Origin of the sequence: Parasphingorhabdus sp. (genome assembly GCF_048269865.1) — a bacterium.
GTDB lineage: Bacteria > Pseudomonadota > Alphaproteobacteria > Sphingomonadales > Sphingomonadaceae > Parasphingorhabdus.
Window position 1 is genome coordinate 206,154 of sequence record NZ_JBLWUA010000008.1, and the last position, 18,289, is coordinate 224,442.

The 18,289-nt window shown below is 58.9% G+C and carries 16 protein-coding genes and 1 pseudogene; 6 read left to right on the forward strand and 11 right to left on the reverse strand.

The features are described from left to right. Positions 1-103: 103 nt before the first annotated feature. From ACN0WW_RS12595 to ACN0WW_RS12605, 3 genes are all read left to right on the forward strand, one after another. On the forward strand, positions 104-850 hold the full coding sequence (locus ACN0WW_RS12595) for an electron transfer flavoprotein subunit beta/FixA family protein (RefSeq protein WP_417613009.1): 747 nt from the start codon (positions 104-106) through the stop codon (positions 848-850). Between the two features lie 90 nt (positions 851-940). Then, positions 941-1,870: an electron transfer flavoprotein subunit alpha/FixB family protein gene (locus ACN0WW_RS12600; RefSeq protein ID WP_417613011.1), complete on the forward strand. Its 930-nt coding sequence runs from the start codon at positions 941-943 to the stop codon at positions 1,868-1,870. A 238-nt stretch (positions 1,871-2,108) separates the two neighbouring features. Next, positions 2,109-3,122 (forward strand): cupin-like domain-containing protein, encoded by a 1,014-nt coding sequence (locus ACN0WW_RS12605; RefSeq protein ID WP_417613013.1) that lies wholly within the window; start codon positions 2,109-2,111, stop codon positions 3,120-3,122. Between the two features lie 18 nt (positions 3,123-3,140). On the opposite strand, the pseudogene ACN0WW_RS12610 reads toward ACN0WW_RS12605, so the two are convergent. Beyond that, positions 3,141-3,281: pseudogene (locus ACN0WW_RS12610) on the reverse strand (HesB/IscA family protein); the annotation flags it as partial. A gap of 784 nt (positions 3,282-4,065) precedes the next feature. On the opposite strand from ACN0WW_RS12610, the gene ACN0WW_RS12615 reads away from it, so the two are divergent. Then, a complete protein-coding gene (locus ACN0WW_RS12615) occupies positions 4,066-5,220 on the forward strand; it encodes a slipin family protein (protein ID WP_417613015.1) in 1,155 nt (384 codons plus the stop codon). Between the two features lie 65 nt (positions 5,221-5,285). On the opposite strand, the gene ACN0WW_RS12620 is transcribed toward ACN0WW_RS12615, so the two are convergent. The 10 genes from ACN0WW_RS12620 to ACN0WW_RS12665 all read right to left on the reverse strand — a co-directional run bounded on the left by ACN0WW_RS12620 (position 5,286) and on the right by ACN0WW_RS12665 (position 14,494). After that, complete coding sequence (locus ACN0WW_RS12620) at positions 5,286-5,648, reverse strand: HesB/IscA family protein (protein WP_417613017.1); 363 nt, start codon at positions 5,646-5,648, stop codon at positions 5,286-5,288. Between the two features lie 106 nt (positions 5,649-5,754). Next, positions 5,755-6,327, reverse strand: a complete 573-nt coding sequence (locus ACN0WW_RS12625; RefSeq protein ID WP_417613019.1) for an SUF system Fe-S cluster assembly protein — start codon at positions 6,325-6,327, stop codon at positions 5,755-5,757. A gap of 9 nt (positions 6,328-6,336) precedes the next feature. After that, positions 6,337-7,572 (reverse strand): cysteine desulfurase, encoded by a 1,236-nt coding sequence (locus ACN0WW_RS12630; RefSeq protein ID WP_417613069.1) that lies wholly within the window; start codon positions 7,570-7,572, stop codon positions 6,337-6,339. Positions 7,573-7,622: 50 nt separating this feature from the next. Further along, entirely contained in the window at positions 7,623-8,375 is a 753-nt protein-coding gene (locus ACN0WW_RS12635; protein ID WP_417613021.1) for a SufD family Fe-S cluster assembly protein, read from the reverse strand. After that, positions 8,372-8,566 carry a hypothetical protein gene (locus tag ACN0WW_RS12640; protein WP_417613023.1) on the reverse strand — a complete coding sequence of 65 codons (195 nt, stop codon included), beginning with the start codon at positions 8,564-8,566 and terminating at the stop codon, positions 8,372-8,374. Before ACN0WW_RS12640 ends, ACN0WW_RS12635 begins: the two co-directional genes overlap by 4 nt. Continuing rightward, on the reverse strand, positions 8,563-9,312 hold the full coding sequence (sufC, locus tag ACN0WW_RS12645) for a Fe-S cluster assembly ATPase SufC (protein ID WP_417613025.1): 750 nt from the start codon (positions 9,310-9,312) through the stop codon (positions 8,563-8,565). Before sufC ends, ACN0WW_RS12640 begins: the two co-directional genes overlap by 4 nt. Before the next feature lie 163 nt (positions 9,313-9,475). Continuing rightward, positions 9,476-10,936, reverse strand: a complete 1,461-nt coding sequence (gene sufB, locus ACN0WW_RS12650) for a Fe-S cluster assembly protein SufB (RefSeq protein ID WP_417613071.1) — start codon at positions 10,934-10,936, stop codon at positions 9,476-9,478. 47 nt (positions 10,937-10,983) lie between these two features. Beyond that, on the reverse strand, positions 10,984-11,439 hold the full coding sequence (locus tag ACN0WW_RS12655) for an SUF system Fe-S cluster assembly regulator (RefSeq protein ID WP_417613027.1): 456 nt from the start codon (positions 11,437-11,439) through the stop codon (positions 10,984-10,986). Positions 11,440-11,565: 126 nt separating this feature from the next. After that, positions 11,566-12,408, reverse strand: a complete 843-nt coding sequence (locus ACN0WW_RS12660; RefSeq protein WP_417613029.1) for a DUF6597 domain-containing transcriptional factor — start codon at positions 12,406-12,408, stop codon at positions 11,566-11,568. Positions 12,409-12,676: 268 nt separating this feature from the next. After that, the gene (locus ACN0WW_RS12665; protein ID WP_417613031.1) at positions 12,677-14,494 is read right to left on the reverse strand and encodes a DUF885 domain-containing protein; all 1,818 of its coding nucleotides are present in this window, start codon (positions 14,492-14,494) and stop codon (positions 12,677-12,679) included. Positions 14,495-14,650: 156 nt separating this feature from the next. Here ACN0WW_RS12665 and ACN0WW_RS12670 point away from each other — a divergent pair, with 156 nt between their 5' ends. After that, positions 14,651-16,258, forward strand: a complete 1,608-nt coding sequence (locus ACN0WW_RS12670; RefSeq protein WP_417613033.1) for a phytoene desaturase family protein — start codon at positions 14,651-14,653, stop codon at positions 16,256-16,258. 87 nt (positions 16,259-16,345) lie between these two features. Then, entirely contained in the window at positions 16,346-18,235 is a 1,890-nt protein-coding gene (locus ACN0WW_RS12675; protein ID WP_417613035.1) for a DUF3604 domain-containing protein, read from the forward strand. Positions 18,236-18,289 lie beyond the last annotated feature (54 nt).

The window sequence follows — 18,289 nt, forward strand, 5'->3', positions numbered from 1 at the left end:
AACGGAGCGTTGGGCGGAAGACACAATGCTGCGCCGCAGCGCAAACTTGACGTTTACGTGAACGTAAGCTAAGAGGTTTGAGAAATAGTAGAAGGAAACAGCAATGAAAATCCTGGTACCCGTCAAGCGGGTGATAGATTATAATGTGAAACCGCGGGTCAAGTCCGACGGCAGCGGCGTCGATCTCGCCAATGTCAAAATGTCGATGAACCCGTTCGACGAAATTTCCGTCGAGGAAGCCATCCGCCTGAAAGAGGCCGGCAAGGCAGAAGAAATCATCGCCGTATCGGTTGGACCGCAGAAAGCACAGGAAACCCTGCGCACCGCTCTCGCCATGGGTGCGGACCGGGCGATCCTCGTCGTCACCGACGAAGAAGTCGAGCCGCTGGGCGTTGCCAAAATCCTCGCCAAGATCGTTGCTGACGAACAGCCGCAGCTGGTGATCACCGGCAAGCAGGCGATCGACGACGATTCCAACCAGACCGGCCAGATGCTCGCAGCCCTGCTCGGCTGGGGCCAGGGTACATTCGCCAACACCGTCGAGCTCGACAGCGACAGCATCACCGTCAAGCGCGAAATCGACGGCGGCCTGCAGACGGTCAAGCTGAACCTGCCCGCCGTGGTCACCACTGACCTGCGTCTCAACGAACCGCGCTACGCGTCGCTACCGAACATCATGAAGGCGAAGAAAAAGCCGATGGATGAAAAAACGCCAGCCGATTACGACGTCGATATCGCCCCGCGCCTGACCACCACCAATGTCTCCGAGCCACCGGTTCGCCAGGCCGGTGAAATCGTCGAGGACGTCGATGCACTGGTCGCGAAACTCAAAGCTGTGGGAGCCATCTAAGGCCCTGCCGTTCATGTCGAGCGCAGTCGAGACATGCTTCTCGACGATGCTCGAAGCGAACGGATGAAACGAATTTTAAGGAGTTAAACCATGAAAACTCTAGTTTTAGTCGAACATGACAACAAGACCATGAAGGACGCCACCCTGGCCGTGGTCACGGCTGCCTCGCAGCTCGGTGAAGTCCACGCGCTGGTCCTCGGCTCCGGCTGCGCCAGCGTTGGGGAAGAAGTGGCCAAGGTCGCCGGTGTCGCCACCGTCCATGTCGCCGATGATGCCGCGCTCGAGCATCAGCTGGCGGAAAATGCCGCGCCACTGATCGCCAGCCTGATGGAAACGCACGACGCGTTCCTCGCGCCCGCCACGACCACCGGCAAGAATATCGCCCCGCGCGTCGCTGCCCTGCTCGACGTGATGCAGATCAGCGACATTCTCTCGGTCGAAAGCGAAGACACGTTCACTCGGCCGATCTACGCCGGCAACGCCATCGCCACCGTAAAATCCTCGGATGCCAAGAAAGTGATCACCGTCCGCGGCACCGCTTTTGACAAAGCCGCTACCGAAGGCGGCTCGGCAACGATCGAAGGCGTCACCGGCGCCGGTGAATCCGGCCTGTCGACCTTCGTCAGCGAAGAAATCGCCAAGTCCGAACGCCCCGAGCTGACCAGCGCCAAGATCATCGTCTCCGGCGGCCGCGCTTTGGGTTCCGGCGAAAAGTTCGAGGAAGTCATCACTCCGCTCGCCGACAAGCTCGGCGCCGGCATCGGCGCCAGTCGCGCTGCCGTCGATGCGGGCTATGTCCCGAACGACTATCAGGTCGGCCAGACCGGCAAGATCGTCGCGCCTGAAGTCTATATCGCCATCGGCATCTCCGGCGCGATCCAGCATCTCGCCGGCATGAAAGACAGCAAGATCATCGTCGCCATCAACAAGGACGAAGACGCCCCGATCTTCCAGGTTGCGGATATCGGACTGGTCGCGGATCTGTTCAATGCGGTGCCGGAGTTGACGAGCAAGCTCTGAAGCGAGCGCGGTGCCCCACCCATCTCGTCATCCTGAACTTGTTTCAGGATCCCGTGAGAGGGCGCATCAAACTCAAGAGATTCTGAAACAAGTTCAGGATGACGAAATTAAAAAACCCCCGGCGTGAAAGCTCCGGGGGTTTTTTGTTCCGGTTACCGTTCGAAGACAGCCGCCTAAACCGTAAAATCGCCCCACCCCCTGTCATCTTTCTGCAACCCACCCGCGTTATGTCACTTTTATGACGTCAAACTCCAGCCCCAAGACCCGCCCCGACAAGCGCGAGATCCTGGCCCAGGCGATCCTCGACGGATGCCCGGTCACCGAACTCGCGGCGCGTTTTGTCGCCGCCGGCTACAGCGAGACAGCGGCCAATTACGAAGCCGGGCGAGCGGTCAAGGATCCGCTGTTCAGCGCCGCCAGACGAGTCGGCAACCGGGTCGGCAAGCGCGACTGGACGCTGGCCATCTATCGCCGGCTGCACGCGGCGGAAGCGGGCGGCGACCGGACTGTTCCGGTGATCGACCGGATCGAGCCGGCAATTTTCTTCCGCCACTTCCATCACCGCAACCGCCCGGTCAAACTGACCGGTCTGGTCGATCACTGGCCGGCGATGGAACGCTGGAATTTCGACTATCTGGTGGAGAAGATCGGGAACACCGTCGTCGAGCTGCAGGGCCAGCGGCTGTCGGCCGGCGATTACGAACTGGCCAAGGACCGCCACAAGCGCCACATAGCGTTCAGCAACTTCATCCAGGCGCTGCGCCAGACCGAGAGCAGCAATGATTTCTACATGACCGCCTATAATGACACGGTCAACAAACAGGCACTGGCGCCGCTGTGGCAGGATGTGGCCGATATTTCGCTGCTCAGGTCGAGCGGCGGGCAGGACGGGTTTTTCTGGATCGGGCCAAAGGGAACGATCACACCGTTCCACCATGATCTGACCAACAACCTGCTGCTGCAGATTTCAGGCCGAAAGCGGGTCAAAATGGTCGCTGCCTATGACACCGCTTATATGCGCAACCATATCCATTGTTTCAGCGAGTGGGCCTCAAGCGCCGAAATGGCAGCTCAGGACAAGGATGCGCCGCACATCTGGGAATGCGACATCGGCCCTGGCGAAGCGATATTCCTGCCGGTCGGCTGGTGGCACCATGTCGAGGCGCTCGACCACACAATCGGCATGTCGTTCACCAATTTTCCCTATGATAATGACTTTTACGCCGACTATCCGGGCGAAACCGTGTTCTGAAGTGGCAAGCCGTCGGTCCTAAACCGTAAAACTCTCCCCGCACCCGCAAGCGCCCTTGGCGTTCGGATTGTCGAACACGAAGCCCGTGGTGAAATAATCTTCCGCCCAGTCCATCGTGCTGCCGATCAGATAGAGCACCGAACCGCCGTCCACATGGAACAAGCTCGGCGGCGCTGCACCTATGTGTTTGATATCCATAGCATGACGATGGCACAATAGTATCATCCGCAACCACTGGCCGCTCCCACGCCCCACCCCATCGCTAAAACCACGCTCACCCCTTGCGCCCGCAAAAACCGACCCCTCACGGCCCGCCTCCCCGATCAGCGGATGGGGCAGATATCAACGGTCAGGGCTTCCCGGTACGCCCGCCCGCATGGACTATCCCTGATAGTTCCATGTACGGATGCTGCCTTGTCCCGATTCGGCTGGGACTGTAGCTCATTGGGAGAGCGCCGGGCTTTGCGCCCGGAGGCAACAGGTTCGATTCCTGTCTGACCCACCACTGGATAGCTCAGATGGGTAGAGCACAAGACTACGAATCTTGGTGTCGCAGGTTCGACTCCTGCTCCACACTTGGTCACTGTAAAAGACCGCAGCACTCAGAATGCTGTTTGAGTGAATACCGGGTTCGGGGACCGGCATGTGAACGGCGCGGCGTCTGCGGCGGGAGGGAGTCTCCGGATTCCCGAACGGCGAAGGCAAAGCGTTCGCCACCATGACAAATGGTTCGGCCTGTCAGGATGGCAGCGCTGGTCCGGTGCCGAGACGGCTGGTTTTCGAACCGCCCGGATCCGCGCCGGCACCCGCAACGCCCGCTCTGGCCGGCCCGCCATGCGGCATGCCACCGGTCCCCGGCTCTTTGATCGGGGAAAGTCGTGCGCCAATTCCGGCGGCGACATCAGAAAGGAGATTGGCGTGAGCTGATATTTGAGTGAGTATTATGTTGTATTTGATTGACAAGCTGATCGGCCGCAAGCGGCTGACCATCAACGAAAACGAACGGGCGGTCTGGCTCTACAAGGGCGAGGTACGCGGTATATTGGGTGCGGGCGAGCATGTCCTGCCGAACTGGCGCAAGCAATTGCGGGTCGAGCGCATGGCGCTGAACAGTGCGGCCTTTGTCTCGGTCTATGAAAAGGCGCTTTTTGAAAAAGTGCCGGATCAGGCGGCCGCGCATCTGACCCAGTACCGGACCGGGACCAACGAGATTGCTGTCATCATTTGCGACGGACGGATCCATTCCGTCCTCTCACCGGATAGCAAGCTCACCGTCTGGACCGATGCCGGTCCGTGGCAGGCCGAGGTCGTGCAGCTGGAACAAAATCCGGTTGTCGCACCGGACTTGCTCGAACGGCTGATGAAGGCGGGGCAGATCAGCCTGCTCAGCCAGATCCGGATTGTCGAAGTGGACAAGGGCCAGATTGGCCTGCTCACCGTCGACGGCCGGATGGCCGGTGAACTGGCGCCGGGTGTCTATGGCTACTGGATGGTCGGGCAGAAGGTCGTTGTGAAGATCGTTGATCTGACGCGGCAGCCGCTCGACGTAACCGGCCAGGAGCTGCTCACCAAGGACCGGGTAACCCTGCGGATCAATGTTTCCGCGGAATATCGGGTCGTTGATCCGGTAAAAGCCGTGACCGAGGTGAAGGACTTTGCCGACACGCTGTACCGGGCGCTGCAATATGCGTTCCGGAAAACACTGGGCGCGATGACGCTTGACCAGATCCTGGAAAAGCAGGTGACGGTGGACGCACAGGCAGCGACGAAAGTGCGGTCCGACATGGCGGCCATTGGTCTCGAAGTCACCGACATCACGCTCAAGGATGTGATTCTGCCGGGCGAGATGCGGGAGATTTTGAACCAGGTGGTGTCTGCCCAGAAAGCGGCAGAGGCCAACGTCATCAAGCGGCGGGAAGAAACGAACGCAACGCGGTCGCTTCTTCCCGCCGCGAAGGTGATGGCTGACAACCCGGTCATGCTGCGGCTGAAAGAGCTTGAGGCTCTGGAAAGCATCGCGGGCAAGGTCGACAAACTGACCGTGACCAACGGTACGGCCGGCTTGATGAATGATCTCGTCAAGCTGTCCGCTGACTGAGCGGCCGGTTCAGTAACCGCCACGAAACGGAGGGCGCGGGGAGAAATCTCCGCGCCCTTTTTTGCTCAAACCGTAAAACTCTCCCCGCACCCACACGCGCCCTTGGCGTTCGGATTGTCGAACACAAAGCCCGCGGTGAAATCATCCTCCGCCCAGTCCATCGTGCTGCCGATCAGATAGAGCACCGAACCGCCATCGACGTAAAACACGCCCCCGGGAGTCACGATCTTCTCGTCAAACGCGACTTCTTCGGTCACATAGTCGACCGAATAGGCGAGGCCCGAGCAGCCGCGGCGCGGGGTGGAGAGCTTGACGCCGATCGCATCGTCGGGGGCTTTCGCCATCAGGTCGGCAATGCGCTGCTCCGCCGCCGGGGTCAGCGTGATCGCTGCCGGAATTTCGCGGGTCTTGGTTTTTGTGTCGGTCATAGTCTTTCTCCGGTCCCGTTCGTGTCGAGCGCAGTCGAGACACCTCTGCGCTCCCAGTCCGTCTCTCGACTTCGCTAGAGACGAACGGCAATGCTGTTTTCCAGCCTTAAAGCATCCCCAGTTCCAGCTTCGCCTCGTCGCTCATCTTGCCGGGGTCCCACGGCGGGTCCCAGACGAGATTGACCTCGGCATGGCCGACGCCGGGGACGCTGCCGACCTGCAGCTCGATCTCGCCGGGCATCGATTCGGCGACCGGGCAATGCGGCGTGGTCAGCGTCATGGTGACAATCGCGTGATTGTCGGGGGTAATCTCGACGCCGTAGATCAGGCCGAGATCATAAATATTCACCGGAATTTCCGGATCGAAGATGCTCTTCAGCGTATCGATCACCGCCTCGTAGACATCGCCGCCGGCTTCGCCCGCCGGGGTCTCTTCCGGTTTCTGCGCCAGAAAGCCCTCGAGATAGTCCTTCTTGCGGCTGAGCTTGGCCGAATCGCTCTCCGCTTCATAAGGCGACGGCGCCATCACCGGCGCGGGCTTGGCGTCCGCTTTTCCGTTCGTGTCGAGCGTAGTCGAGACATCTTGCTCGCTGTCATCCACCGCATCCTCGACCTTGGCCAGCTTCGGCTTTGCGACGCTGTCGACTTCTTCCACCAATATTTTCCGTTCTTCGCTCATATCGTCACCTTAACCAAAAATTGTTCTGACGCGATTGATGCCATCGACCAGAGCCGCGACATCGCTGTCATCGCTGTAAATTCCGAAACTCGCCCGCGCGGTCGCCGGTACGCCAAGCGTATCCATCAGCGGCTGGGCGCAATGATGCCCGGCGCGGATCGCCACGCCGCCTTCATCCAATATAGTAGCGACATCGTGCGGATGCACGTCACCGACCGCGAAGCTCAATATACCCATGCTCTTGTCCGGCCCGAAGACTCGCACCGAGTTGATCCCGGACAGCGCCTCGCGCGCTTTCGCCAGCGTGGTATTCTCGTGATCCGAGATCACGTCCAGCCCGATGCCCTCGACATATTGGATCGCCGCATCCAGTCCGACCACACCGGCGATATGCGGCGTGCCCGCCTCAAACCGGCCCGGCGGCGGCGCGTAAGTCGTACCTTCAAAAGACACGCGGTCGATCATAGACCCGCCGCCTTTCCATGGGGGCATCGCCTCGAGCGTCGCATAAGGCGCCCAGAGCGCACCGATCCCGGTCGGCCCGTAAATCTTGTGCCCGGAGAACACATAGAAATCGCAGCCCAGGTCCTGCACATCGACCGGCAGCCGCGGCGCGGCCTGGCAGCCGTCGAGCAGCAGCTTCGCCCCGACCTTGTGCGCGATGGCCGCCGCCCGCTTCGCATCGAGCAGGGACCCGAGCACATTGGAGACATGCGCCAGCGCGACCAGCTTATGCTGTTCGGTCAGATGCGCCTCGATCCAGTCGAGATCAATCTGGCCGTCCCCGGTCAGCGGCGCGACATCGATCTCCGCCCCGACCCGCTCGGCCAGCATCTGCCAAGGCACGATATTCGAATGATGCTCCAGCTGCGACAGCATGATGCGGTCGCCATTGGTGATGAACTTGTTGCCCCAGCTTTCGGCAACCAGATTGATGCTGTCGGTCGCACCGCTGGTGAAGACGATCTCGTTCTCGCTCGCGGCGTTCAGAAAACCGGCGACGCGTTTGCGCGCGGCTTCATACGCCAGAGTCATATTGGCCGAACGCGCATAGACACCGCGGTGCACCGTCGCATAATCGGGGCCGTAGGCACGGGCAATAGCCTCGAGCACCGCCTGCGGCTTCTGCGCGGTCGCGGCGCTGTCGAGATAATGCCAGTCCGGTCCGATCCCGGGGAAGTCGGTGCGATACGAATGCGCTATTCCGTTCGTGTCGAGCGCAGTCGAGACACCTCTATCCGCCACAACCGGCTTCTCGACTTCGCTCGAAGCGAACGGCAGAGAGGAACTCTGACTCACGACAACCCCTCCAGAACCTCAAGCGCCTTGCTCTCGATCCCATCGCGAACCGCATCATCATCAACGGACACAAAGGCATCGGCAATAAACGCCTGCAGCATCAGCTTCTTCGCCGCAGCCGGCGGCAATCCGCGCGACGCCAGATAGAACAAGGCCTGCTTGTCGAGCTCGCCGACGGTGGCACCATGGGCGCATTTCACGTCGTCGGCAAAAATTTCCAGTTCCGGCTTGGCATTGGCGGTTGCGCCGCGATCGAGCAGCATCGCCTTGACCGACTGCGCCGCATCGGTCTTCTGGGCATGACGCGCGACATTGATCCGGCCGAGGAAGCTGCCGGTTGCCTTGTCGGCCAGCACTGAACGCACCACCTGGTTGGAGGTCGCATTGGGTTCCGCGTGGATGGTTTCGGTAACGATTTCCAGCGTCTGATCACCAGAGCCCAGAATCGCCCCGCCCAGTTCAAAATGCGAGCCGTTGCCGAGCGTCGCCCTGACGTGAATCCGGCCATAGTCGGCATTATGCGCCAGCAGATGCAGCGTGAAGGTCGCATTGTCGCCGATCGTGACATCAAGATCGACCACGCCGACGCCATCGACCACCGGCAGTTCGGCGATCTGCCGCGACAGGCTCTCGCCAGCCGGGACATTGATTTTCTCGGGGCCCTTGAGCGTCGGCCAGACCGGCTCCAGCGCCTTGAGATCAGCATAGCGCCAGGCTTCATCACGGCGCGTAGGAAGAGGCGCGTTCATATCATCATCTCCCGACTTGCACCGCGACAGCGGCCATTGAATTGAATTTTATCACGCGAAGGCGCGAAGACACGAAGGGCTAGCGGAAAGACGCTGTTTCTTTGCGCCTTCGCGGCTTCGCGTGAATCAACAATATATGTGCCGCTGACGCGGCAGTTAATTTGTTGAGCCAGCTTGCCTGAAAAAATCATGCCGCCTCCGCGATCGCTTCATAGCCTTCATTCTCGAGCTGCAGCGCCAGTTCCGGCCCGCCGGTCTTCACAATCCGGCCATTCGCCAGCACGTGGACAAAATCGGGTTTCACCTCTTCCAGCAGGCGCTGATAATGGGTGATCAGCAGCACCGCCTTGTCGGGCTTGCGCATGATGCTGTTGATGCCCGAACCCACCGTCCGCAGCGCGTCGATATCGAGGCCGCTGTCGGTCTCGTCGAGGATCGCCAGCTTGGGATCGAGAATGCCCATCTGTACCATCTCGTTGCGCTTCTTCTCGCCGCCGGAAAAACCGACATTGACCGCCCGCTTGAGCATATCCATGTCCATTTTCAACAGCGCCGCCTTGTCCTTGGCCAGCTTGATGAATTCCGCACCGTTCAGTGCCTCTTCACCGCGTGCCTTGCGCTGCGCATTCAGGCTTTCGCGCAGAAATTGCAGGTTGCTGACCCCGGGAATTTCAACCGGATATTGAAAGCCGAGGAAAATACCCGCCGCCGCGCGTTCGTGCGGGTCCAGTTCGAGGAGATCCTGGCCGTCGAAGGATGCGGAACCCGCAGTCACTTCATAACCGGGCCGCCCACCGAGCGCATAGGCGAGCGTCGACTTGCCCGCACCATTGGGCCCCATGATCGCATGGATTTCACCCGCGTTCAGTTCGAGCGAAAGCCCCTTGAGGATTTCTGTGTCGCCGACGGTGGCGTGGAGGTTTTCAATTTTTAGCATTATGGTTCTTTTCAGTTCAAAATTCTTGAGATGTTTGACGCCGTTAGAACTTCGTCATGCTGAACTTGTTTCAGCATCCGTCGCGCCCCACTGACTGCCTGTGCAGTTGGGGAAGTGGATCCTGAAACAAGTTCAGGATGACGAAGGAGGACAGGCCGGTTCATCAACCAACCGACCCTTCCAGCGAAATCGCCAGCAATTTCTGCGCCTCGACCGCAAATTCCATCGGCAGTTCCTTGAGCACTTCCTTGGCAAAGCCATTGACGATCAGGCTCACCGCCGCCTCTTCATCCAGCCCGCGTTGCTGGGCGTAGAACATCTGGTCGTCGCTGATCTTGCTGGTGGTCGCTTCATGCTCGATCGTCGCGGTCGGGTTCTTGACCTCGATATAGGGCACGGTATGCGCGCCCGACTGGTCGCCGAGCAGCAGAGAGTCGCACTGGGTGAAATTGCGGACATTCTCCGCATTCGGCCCGACCCGTACCAGACCGCGATAGGTATTGTCGCTGTGCCCGGCGCTGATCCCCTTGGAGATGATCGTCGAGCGGGTATTCTTGCCGTTGTGGATCATCTTGGTGCCGGTATCGGCCTGCTGGTAATTGTTGGTCAGCGCCACCGAATAGAATTCGCCGACACTGTTTTCACCATTCAGCACGCAGCTCGGATATTTCCAGGTCACTGCGCTGCCAGTCTCGACCTGGGTCCAGCTGATCTTGCTGTTCCTGCCCTGGCACAGCCCGCGCTTGGTCACGAAATTATAGATGCCGCCCTTGCCATTCTCGTCGCCGGGATACCAGTTCTGGACGGTACTGTACTTGATCTCCGCATCATCCATCGCGACCAGCTCGACGACCGCAGCGTGCAGCTGATTCTCGTCGCGCATCGGCGCGGTGCAGCCTTCGAGATAGGAGACATAGCTGCCCTCGTCGGCAACGATCAGCGTCCGTTCGAACTGGCCGGTATTTTCGGCGTTGATCCGGAAATAGGTGGAAAGCTCCATCGGGCATTTCACGCCCTTGGGAATATAGACAAAGGTGCCGTCGCTGAACACGGCGCAGTTCAGCGTGGCGAAATAATTGTCATGCATCGGCACAACTTTGCCAAGATATTGCCGGACAAGGTCAGGATATTGCTTGATTGCTTCCGAAATGGACCGGAAAATGACGCCCGCATCCTCCAGTTCCTTGCGGAAGGTGGTGGCCACCGAGACGCTGTCGAACACCGCATCGACCGCGACCTTGCGCGCGCCTTCGACGCCGGCCAGCACCTTCTGCTCCTCGATCGGGATGCCGAGCTTTTCATAAACGCGCAGGATCTCCGGATCGACCTCGTCGAGCGAACCCAGCTTTTCCTTGGGCTTGGGCTCGGCATAATAATAGGCGTCCTGATAGTCGATCATCGGGATGTCGAGCTTGGCCCAGTCCGGCGCTTCCATCTTTTCCCACTGGCGATAGGCCTTCAGCCGCCATTCGAGCATCCACTCGGGCTCGCCCTTCTTATCGGAAATGAAGCGCACCGTGTCTTCGTTCAGACCTTTCGGCGCAAAATCCTGCTCGATATCCGACGACCAGCCGAATTCATAAGTGCTCGCCTTGTCGACCGCTTGCTGCGCTTCCGCATTCATTTCGGCGCGCTCGGCATCATTGTTGGAAGTTTTGACGTCTTCGCTCATTACGCTTTTTCCATCATTTTTAATTTCGTTGCCACCGGCAAATCCGACAGGCTGGCCAGAGTCACGTCATCCAGCGCCTGTCTTATTGTTCTGTTGACGACGCCCCAATGCGGTTTAACCGTGCATCCGGTTTCCAGCAGGCAGTCATGATTGCCGTCGATTGTACAACTGGTGATCGCCAGCGGACCTTCAACCGCCTCGACAATATCGGCGAGGCTGATCGATGCCGGCGGACGGGCCAGCCGGATACCGCCGCCAATGCCGCGCGTCGATTCGAATAGGCCGGCGGCGGTCAACCGGCTGACCAGTTTCTTGGCGGTCGGCAGCGGGACGCCGGTTTCCTCGGCCAGCTTCGTTGCGTTGAGCCGTCCATCCGCCAACCGCGCAGCCCCACAATGTCGCGCGGCAGCGGACATAAGGACAACGGCATAATCGGCAAGGTTGGAAAGACGCATATTTCTCGAATCATTCGGGGTTAAACCATAAACAAGACTAATTTAGTCTCATTTATCCAACATTGCAAGCGCAGCGCCGCGTGGCGCAGCCCTGGAAAAACGCAAACATGCTTCCAAATCTTCTAATCAGGTGTCCGAAGTCAGTGGTGCAATCTTGCCCTTCAGATCCGCGCGCTGATCGATCAGCCGGGCGGTCTCGCCCTCGCCCACCCGCAGCTGAGTCGGCGTCACACCGGCAAAGAATTTCACTTCCCGAATCATGTGCGACTGGTCGTAGAAGGCATCGACCAGCTCCAGCAGTTCTTCCTCATTATGCTCGGCATAGGCTCGCGCCGCCCGCAGCGCGCGATATTTGCGCGCCAGATATTTTGGCGGCATGCCATAAAGCTTGTTCACCGTGCGCAACACCTGCCGCGAGCTTTGCTCGGACCGCTCCATCAGGCTGCTGACCGGCGGCGAAGGCTCTGATGACAACCATGCATCAACCATTTTGGTGAACGCCGCTGTCTCCGGTTTCAGGCGCGGTTTCAGGGCCCGGTAGACCTTGTCCGCCCAGGCCACCATGTCCTCCGGACTCTCGCAGCCGCGCAGGTATTCAAGGTTTTTGTCGATTTCCTCCGTAAAAACTTCGCTCGCGTTGACTGCCCGGTCGGTATAATCTGCCGCCGATTTGCGCGTCGAAATTGCCCAGCCGGAGGGCAAAATGCCAACCCCGAACATCCGGAATGGTCCGTGCACATCAAAACGCATGGAACCCGTAGAAGGCCCCTGCAACATGGCATCCTTTGCCGGGAAAGTGCTACCATCGGCAAAGCTGACTTCGGCGCTACCCTCGAGCAAGAACCGCAATTGAGCGATCGCGGCCCGCTCGTTGTCGATAAAGCGCGGTTGATCAACCTCAAACAGATAATAGACCGAGACCAAGTCCCGAACATCTTCTGCAGGCGCAAAATATCTCAGACTTACCAAGCGACGACCCCCTCATCTGTCCCTCCTCCTGGTCCAGATTTCTTATCGATGCCCGTTTATAGCTGAAAAACAAAGGTAAAAAAAAGGCCTGACTAAATTAATAGCCAGGCCTGAAAAGGAAAAGAACTCTAATATCACCGGATTACGACGGTGAGAGCCCTTCGGGTCGCACCGACCGTATCGCCCGAATCGGTCAAGATTCATTGGACAGAAACGACAGATTCCGGAACTAAGGTTGACATTTTCGGACAATCGTCGGTGATCAACGTCACTTGCTGTCTGCTATCCACGCGTCCACCCGTTCTTCGAGGATGTCGAGCGGCACCGGACCGCTTTTCAAGACCACATCGTGGAAACCGCCCATGGTGAACTTGTCGCCCAGCGCGTCCTGCGCCCGACTCCGCAATTCGAGTATTTTGAGTTTGCCGATCATATAGGCGGTCGCCTGGCCGGGATAAACGATATAGCGCTCAATCGCCTTGCGAATATCACCCTCGGGATTGGGGGTGTTGTCGGTCAGATATTGAATCGCTTCCTCGCGGCTCCAGCGCTTGTGATGAATGCCGGTATCGACCACCAGTCGGCAGGCGCGCCACAGCTCCATCCCAAGCCGGCCAAAATCGCTATACGGGTCCTGGTAAAAGCCCATATCCTTGCCAAGCTCTTCGGAATAGAGTCCCCAGCCTTCGGTATAGGCCGTCCATCCGCCAAATCTGCGAAACGGCGGCAAATCACCGAGTTCCGTTTGAATCGTTCGTTGCAAATGATGCCCCGGCAGACCTTCGTGATAGGCGAGCGCCTCCAGCTCGGTCTTCGACATGCTCCGCAGATTGTAGAGATTGACATAATAAGTGCCAGGCCGCGAACCGTCGGGTGCCGGCCCATTGTAAAAAGCCTTGCCAGCGGATTTCTCACGAAAGGCCTCGACGGGTTTTACCACGAGCGGGGCCTTCGGCAACGTATCGAAATATTCGGGCAGCTTGGCCGTCATCGCCGTCAGCTTGGCATCGACATCCGCCAGATAGGCTTCGCGCGTGTCATAATAAAATTCATCACTACTGCGCAAATGTGCGAAGAAGTCCTGCAAACTGCCTTCAAAACCGACATCCGCCATGATCTTGCGCATCAGACCGTGGATCCGCGCCACATTATCGAGGCCAATCTGGTGGATTTCGTCGGCGGTGAGATCGGTTGTGGTGTAATTTTGCAGGCGTTCAGCATAATAAGCGGCGCCATCCTTGAACCGCCAGATGCCATCGCCGTCGACCGCCATCGCTTGCTGACGCTCCATCTCCGCGATCAATTTCTCGTAAGCGGGCTTCATACTGGCCACCATCGCTGCGCCGCCGCGCGCGATGAGATCGGATTTTTCATCCTCCGGAATATCAAGAGCGCCGACTTTCTTCTTCAGATCGGCAAAAATGGGCGAGTCATCGCCATCCTCAAATGGGGCACCGCTGATGACATTTTTCGCATCGGCGATAACATAGGGAAATACCCAGTCCGGCACGATCACGCCGTCATCGGCCCGCTCTGCCGACTGCGCGACCAGCGCTTCAATTAACGGGCCGGCACCATCAAGGCGGCTGACATACGCTTCGGCATCCGCCTTGCTCGACACCCGGTGAATGTTGATCAGGAAAGCCGGGATTTGGCTCTGCGCGCCGTTCATCTGATCGAAAATATAGGCATTGCGACGGAACGGAAACGCATTGGTCGAACGCTCACCCCGTGCCTGGAACAAACGATAGCTTAGCTGGCTGTCCTCGCTCAGCGCATTTTCGTCAAACTCCGCTTCCATCTGTTCCAGCGACGCCTGACTGCGTTCATATTGCGCGATTTCAGCGGCTTCGCTTGGATCATCCCACTTGCCATAGTCTTCATCCCGGATGCCGCGATAGGCCTTTGAGACGGGAGAATGGGCCAGCTCCTGCTCGTCATACTCCTGGAAAAATGCCGATAGCTGTTCGTTGACGTCCTGCTCGGCCTGCGTTTCAGCATCGCTGGTTTGCGCATGGCTCGCAGGCGCAATGCCGACGGCGGTCAACGCCAGCGCAGAGGCCGCGCTCAGAAGCATATTTCTCATCCAATATTTCCCTTATCTGGTACAACTTGTACCGCTCCTATCACCCCCTTCTGATTTTCACAATTGCGCCCAGCCACACGCACTCCGGGGACGGGCATCGGGATAGTGCGACTTGGTTGTTGCTGGCATCCGGATGCGGCGCTAGTCCCGGGATATATGCAGACAAACTCACTCGATGCACTGATCATCGGCGGCGGCCATAACGGTCTGGTCTGCGCATATTATCTTGCATGCGCCGGTATGAAGGTGCGGATATTGGAAGCACGGGATGTGATCGGCGGAGCGGCCGTCACCGAAGAATTTCATCCCGGCTTCCGCAACAGCACGGCAAGTTATACCGTCTCGCTGCTGCAGCCAAAAGTGATTGCGGATATGGAGCTGGTCGAACGCGGCTACCGCGTGATCGAGCGCCCGAAAAGCAACTTTCTTCCACTGGGTGGCGGCCGCCATCTGCTGCTCGGAGGATCTCTGGAAGCAACGCAGCGGGAGGCGGCACGTTTTTCCGAGAACGATGCAGCTCGCCTGCCGGACTATTATGCGATGCTGGAGTCTGCGGCTGCGATATTGCGCGAGCTGGCATTGGAAATCCCGCCCAATTCCGGAGACGGCGCGATCGCAATTCTGACGGGCATCAGGACTGCACGCCGGTTCGCCCGTTTATCCGCGCTGGAACAGCAGCAGATCACCAAGCTGTTCACGCTCAGCGCACGCGAATTGCTGGATCAATGGTTTGAAAGCGCGCCGATCAAGGCGGCCTTCGGGTTTGACGCCATCGTTGGTAATTACGCGAGCCCCGATATGCCCGGCAGTGCCTATGTTCTGCTCCATCACGTCTTCGGCGAGGTCAATGGCAAGCACGGGCAATGGGGCCATGTCCTGGGCGGGATGGGCCGAATCACGGAATTGATGGCGGAAGCCTGCGGATCTGCAGGCGTTGCAATCGAACTCGGCAAACCGGTCGCAAAACTGCTCGTCGAGAAAGGACGGGCTGTCGGAGTACGGACGACGGGCGGTGAAGAGATACGCGCGCAAAAAGTTATCGCCAATGTCGGGCCAAAGCTGCTCTATGACCGCCTGATCGATCACGACGATCTGTCGCCCGACTTCCGCAGCATGATGGCTGGCTATCAATGCGGCTCCGGCAGCTTCCGGATGAATCTGGCATTGTGCGGATTGCCGGATTTTGTGGACTTGCCGGGTCGCGGGGATCATCTGCAAGCGGGAATCATCATGGCGCCATCGCTCGACTATATGGACCGCGCCTATCAGGATGCCCGGCGCTATGGCTGGTCGCGCGAGCCCGTGGTCGAGATGCTGATCCCCAGTCTTGTCGATGGCAGCCTGGCCCCTGCCGGGCAACATGTGGCGAGTCTGTTCTGCCAGCAATTCGCTCCGCAACTGCCGGACGGTGGGCGCTGGGAGGATGAGCGGGAAGCAGCGGTGTCATCGATCCTCGATGTGGTGGAGCAGCATGCGCCCGGCTTCCGCAATTTGATCCTTGGTCAGATGGCGCTCTCTCCGGCAGATCTCGAAACGAAATTCGGGATGGTCGGCGGCGATATCTTCCATGGCCGCATGTCCCTCGACCAGCTCTGGGCGGCGCGACCGGTGATCGGCGCGGCTGGCTATAAGGGGCCGGTAGAGGGCCTATACATGTGCGGCTCGGGCACCCATCCAGGCGGCGGCGTGACCGGCGCACCCGGCCACAATGCTGCCAAGGCGATACTGCGAGAGCGCGGGTTGTTGAGCCGCTGGTTCGGCTGACGCTACGACGTCCTTGCCAAATCAGCTGCCTATTGCGCCTGCACGGCGAGAGAGATAGTTTGATAATATAGGGATGGGAGAATCAATATGCGCAAATCACTGATGTGGGCAGTCTGTACGGCTGCCTTGGCCCTCGGGGCATGTTCCGAAAGCACGAACGGCGACAGCGAAGCAGCAGAAGTGATCAATACCGAATATCCCGAACAGGTATTCTGGGGCGACACCCATCTCCACACCGACAACAGCATCGACGCGTTCGGATTCGGCAACCGGCTGGACGCCGAAGCGGCGCTGCGATTTGCCCGGGGCGAAGAAGTTACGGCGTCCAAAGGTGCCAAGGCGAAGCTGTCCCGTCCTCTCGATTTTCTGGTAATTGCCGACCATAGCGACGCCATGGGGGCGACCAAGGCGATCATGGAAGCGCCGCGCATCGCGTTGCTGACGAACAAATTGCTGCTCCGCTGGCACGATATGATGAACGAAAGCGACGAGGGGTCGTTGCAGGTCACATCCGAACTGATCGACGGGGCCGCGAGAGGAACCTTGCCGGCATCACTGACCGACCCGGAGCAGACCAGAGACCGCACGGCTGATCTCTGGGAAAAGCATGGCGAGACCGTTGATCAATATAATGAACCCGGCAAATTCACGGCCTTCATGGGCTTCGAATATACCTCGATGCCCGATGGCGACAATATCCATCGGGTTGTGATGTTCCGCGACAGCCCTGAGAAAATGGGAGATACTCTCCCGTTTGGCGCTCTTGGCGCGCAGGACCCGGAAAAACTCTGGGCCTATATGGCCGCCTACGAGCAAAAAACCGGTGGCAAGGTGCTGGCGATTCCGCACAATAGCAATGTCTCGAATGGCCGCATGTTCGCGATGAACAAATATGACGGCAGTCCGATCGACGCCGCCTATGTGAAGACCCGAGCGCTCCGCGAACCGATCGTCGAAGTGACACAGATCAAGGGCGACAGCGAAACCCATCCGTTTCTGTCACCGAATGACGAATTTGCCGAGTTCGGCGTTGCCGGCTGGGACAAATGCAACCTTAGCTGCACCGAGGACATGCCGCCGGAAAGCTATGGCGGGAGCTATGTTCGCGAAGCCCTGAAACGCGGTCTGCAGCTGACCCTCACGGTCGGTGCCAACCCGTTTAAATTTGGCATGATCGGTTCGACCGATAGCCATACGTCGCTGGCCACGGCCGATGAGGACAATTTCTTCGGCAAGCACAGCGGCAACGAACCAACAAACAAGAAACGCGCTATTGAACCACAAAATCTCGGTACAAGGGAAGGCCGCTTTGGCTGGCAATATCTGTCGAGCGGCTATGCGGCCGTTTGGGCAACCAGCAACACGCGGGAAGCGATTTTCGACGCGATGATGCGCCGCGAAGTCTACGCAACAACGGGCCCCCGGATGCAGGTGCGTTTCTTTGGCGGCTTTGATTTCGCTGCCGACGATGTCGCCGATCTGGTTAAAACCGGTTATGCCAAAGGCGTCCCCATGGGCGGCGATCTCAGCGGCGGTGACGGAGAAGCACCAAAGTTCCTGATCAGCGCGCTGATGGACCCGCAAAGCGCCAGTCTCGACCGCATCCAGGTCATCAAGGGCTGGGTCGATGCGGACGGCAATAGCTACGAAAAAATCTATAATGTCAGCTGGAGCGGGCCCGAAACAAGGAAACTGGGAGCGGATGGAAAGCTGACTCCGGTCCCGAATACGGTCGATTTGACCAAGGGCACCTGGGACAATGCGACCGGCGCGCCCGAACTGGTCACCTTCTGGCAGGACCCCGATTTCGACGCCGCGCAAAATGCCTTTTATTATGTACGCGTGCTCGAAATTCCGACACCAACATGGCCGGTCTATGATGCGCTGAAATTCCGCCTCACCCTGCCAGAACAAGTAGTCAAGATTCAGCAGGAACGGGCCTACAGTTCGCCAATCTGGTATACGCCGTCGGCTTAGCCGGACCAACCGTTCACCGATAGCCTGACACGCGGCTGCCCAAGAGAACATAAA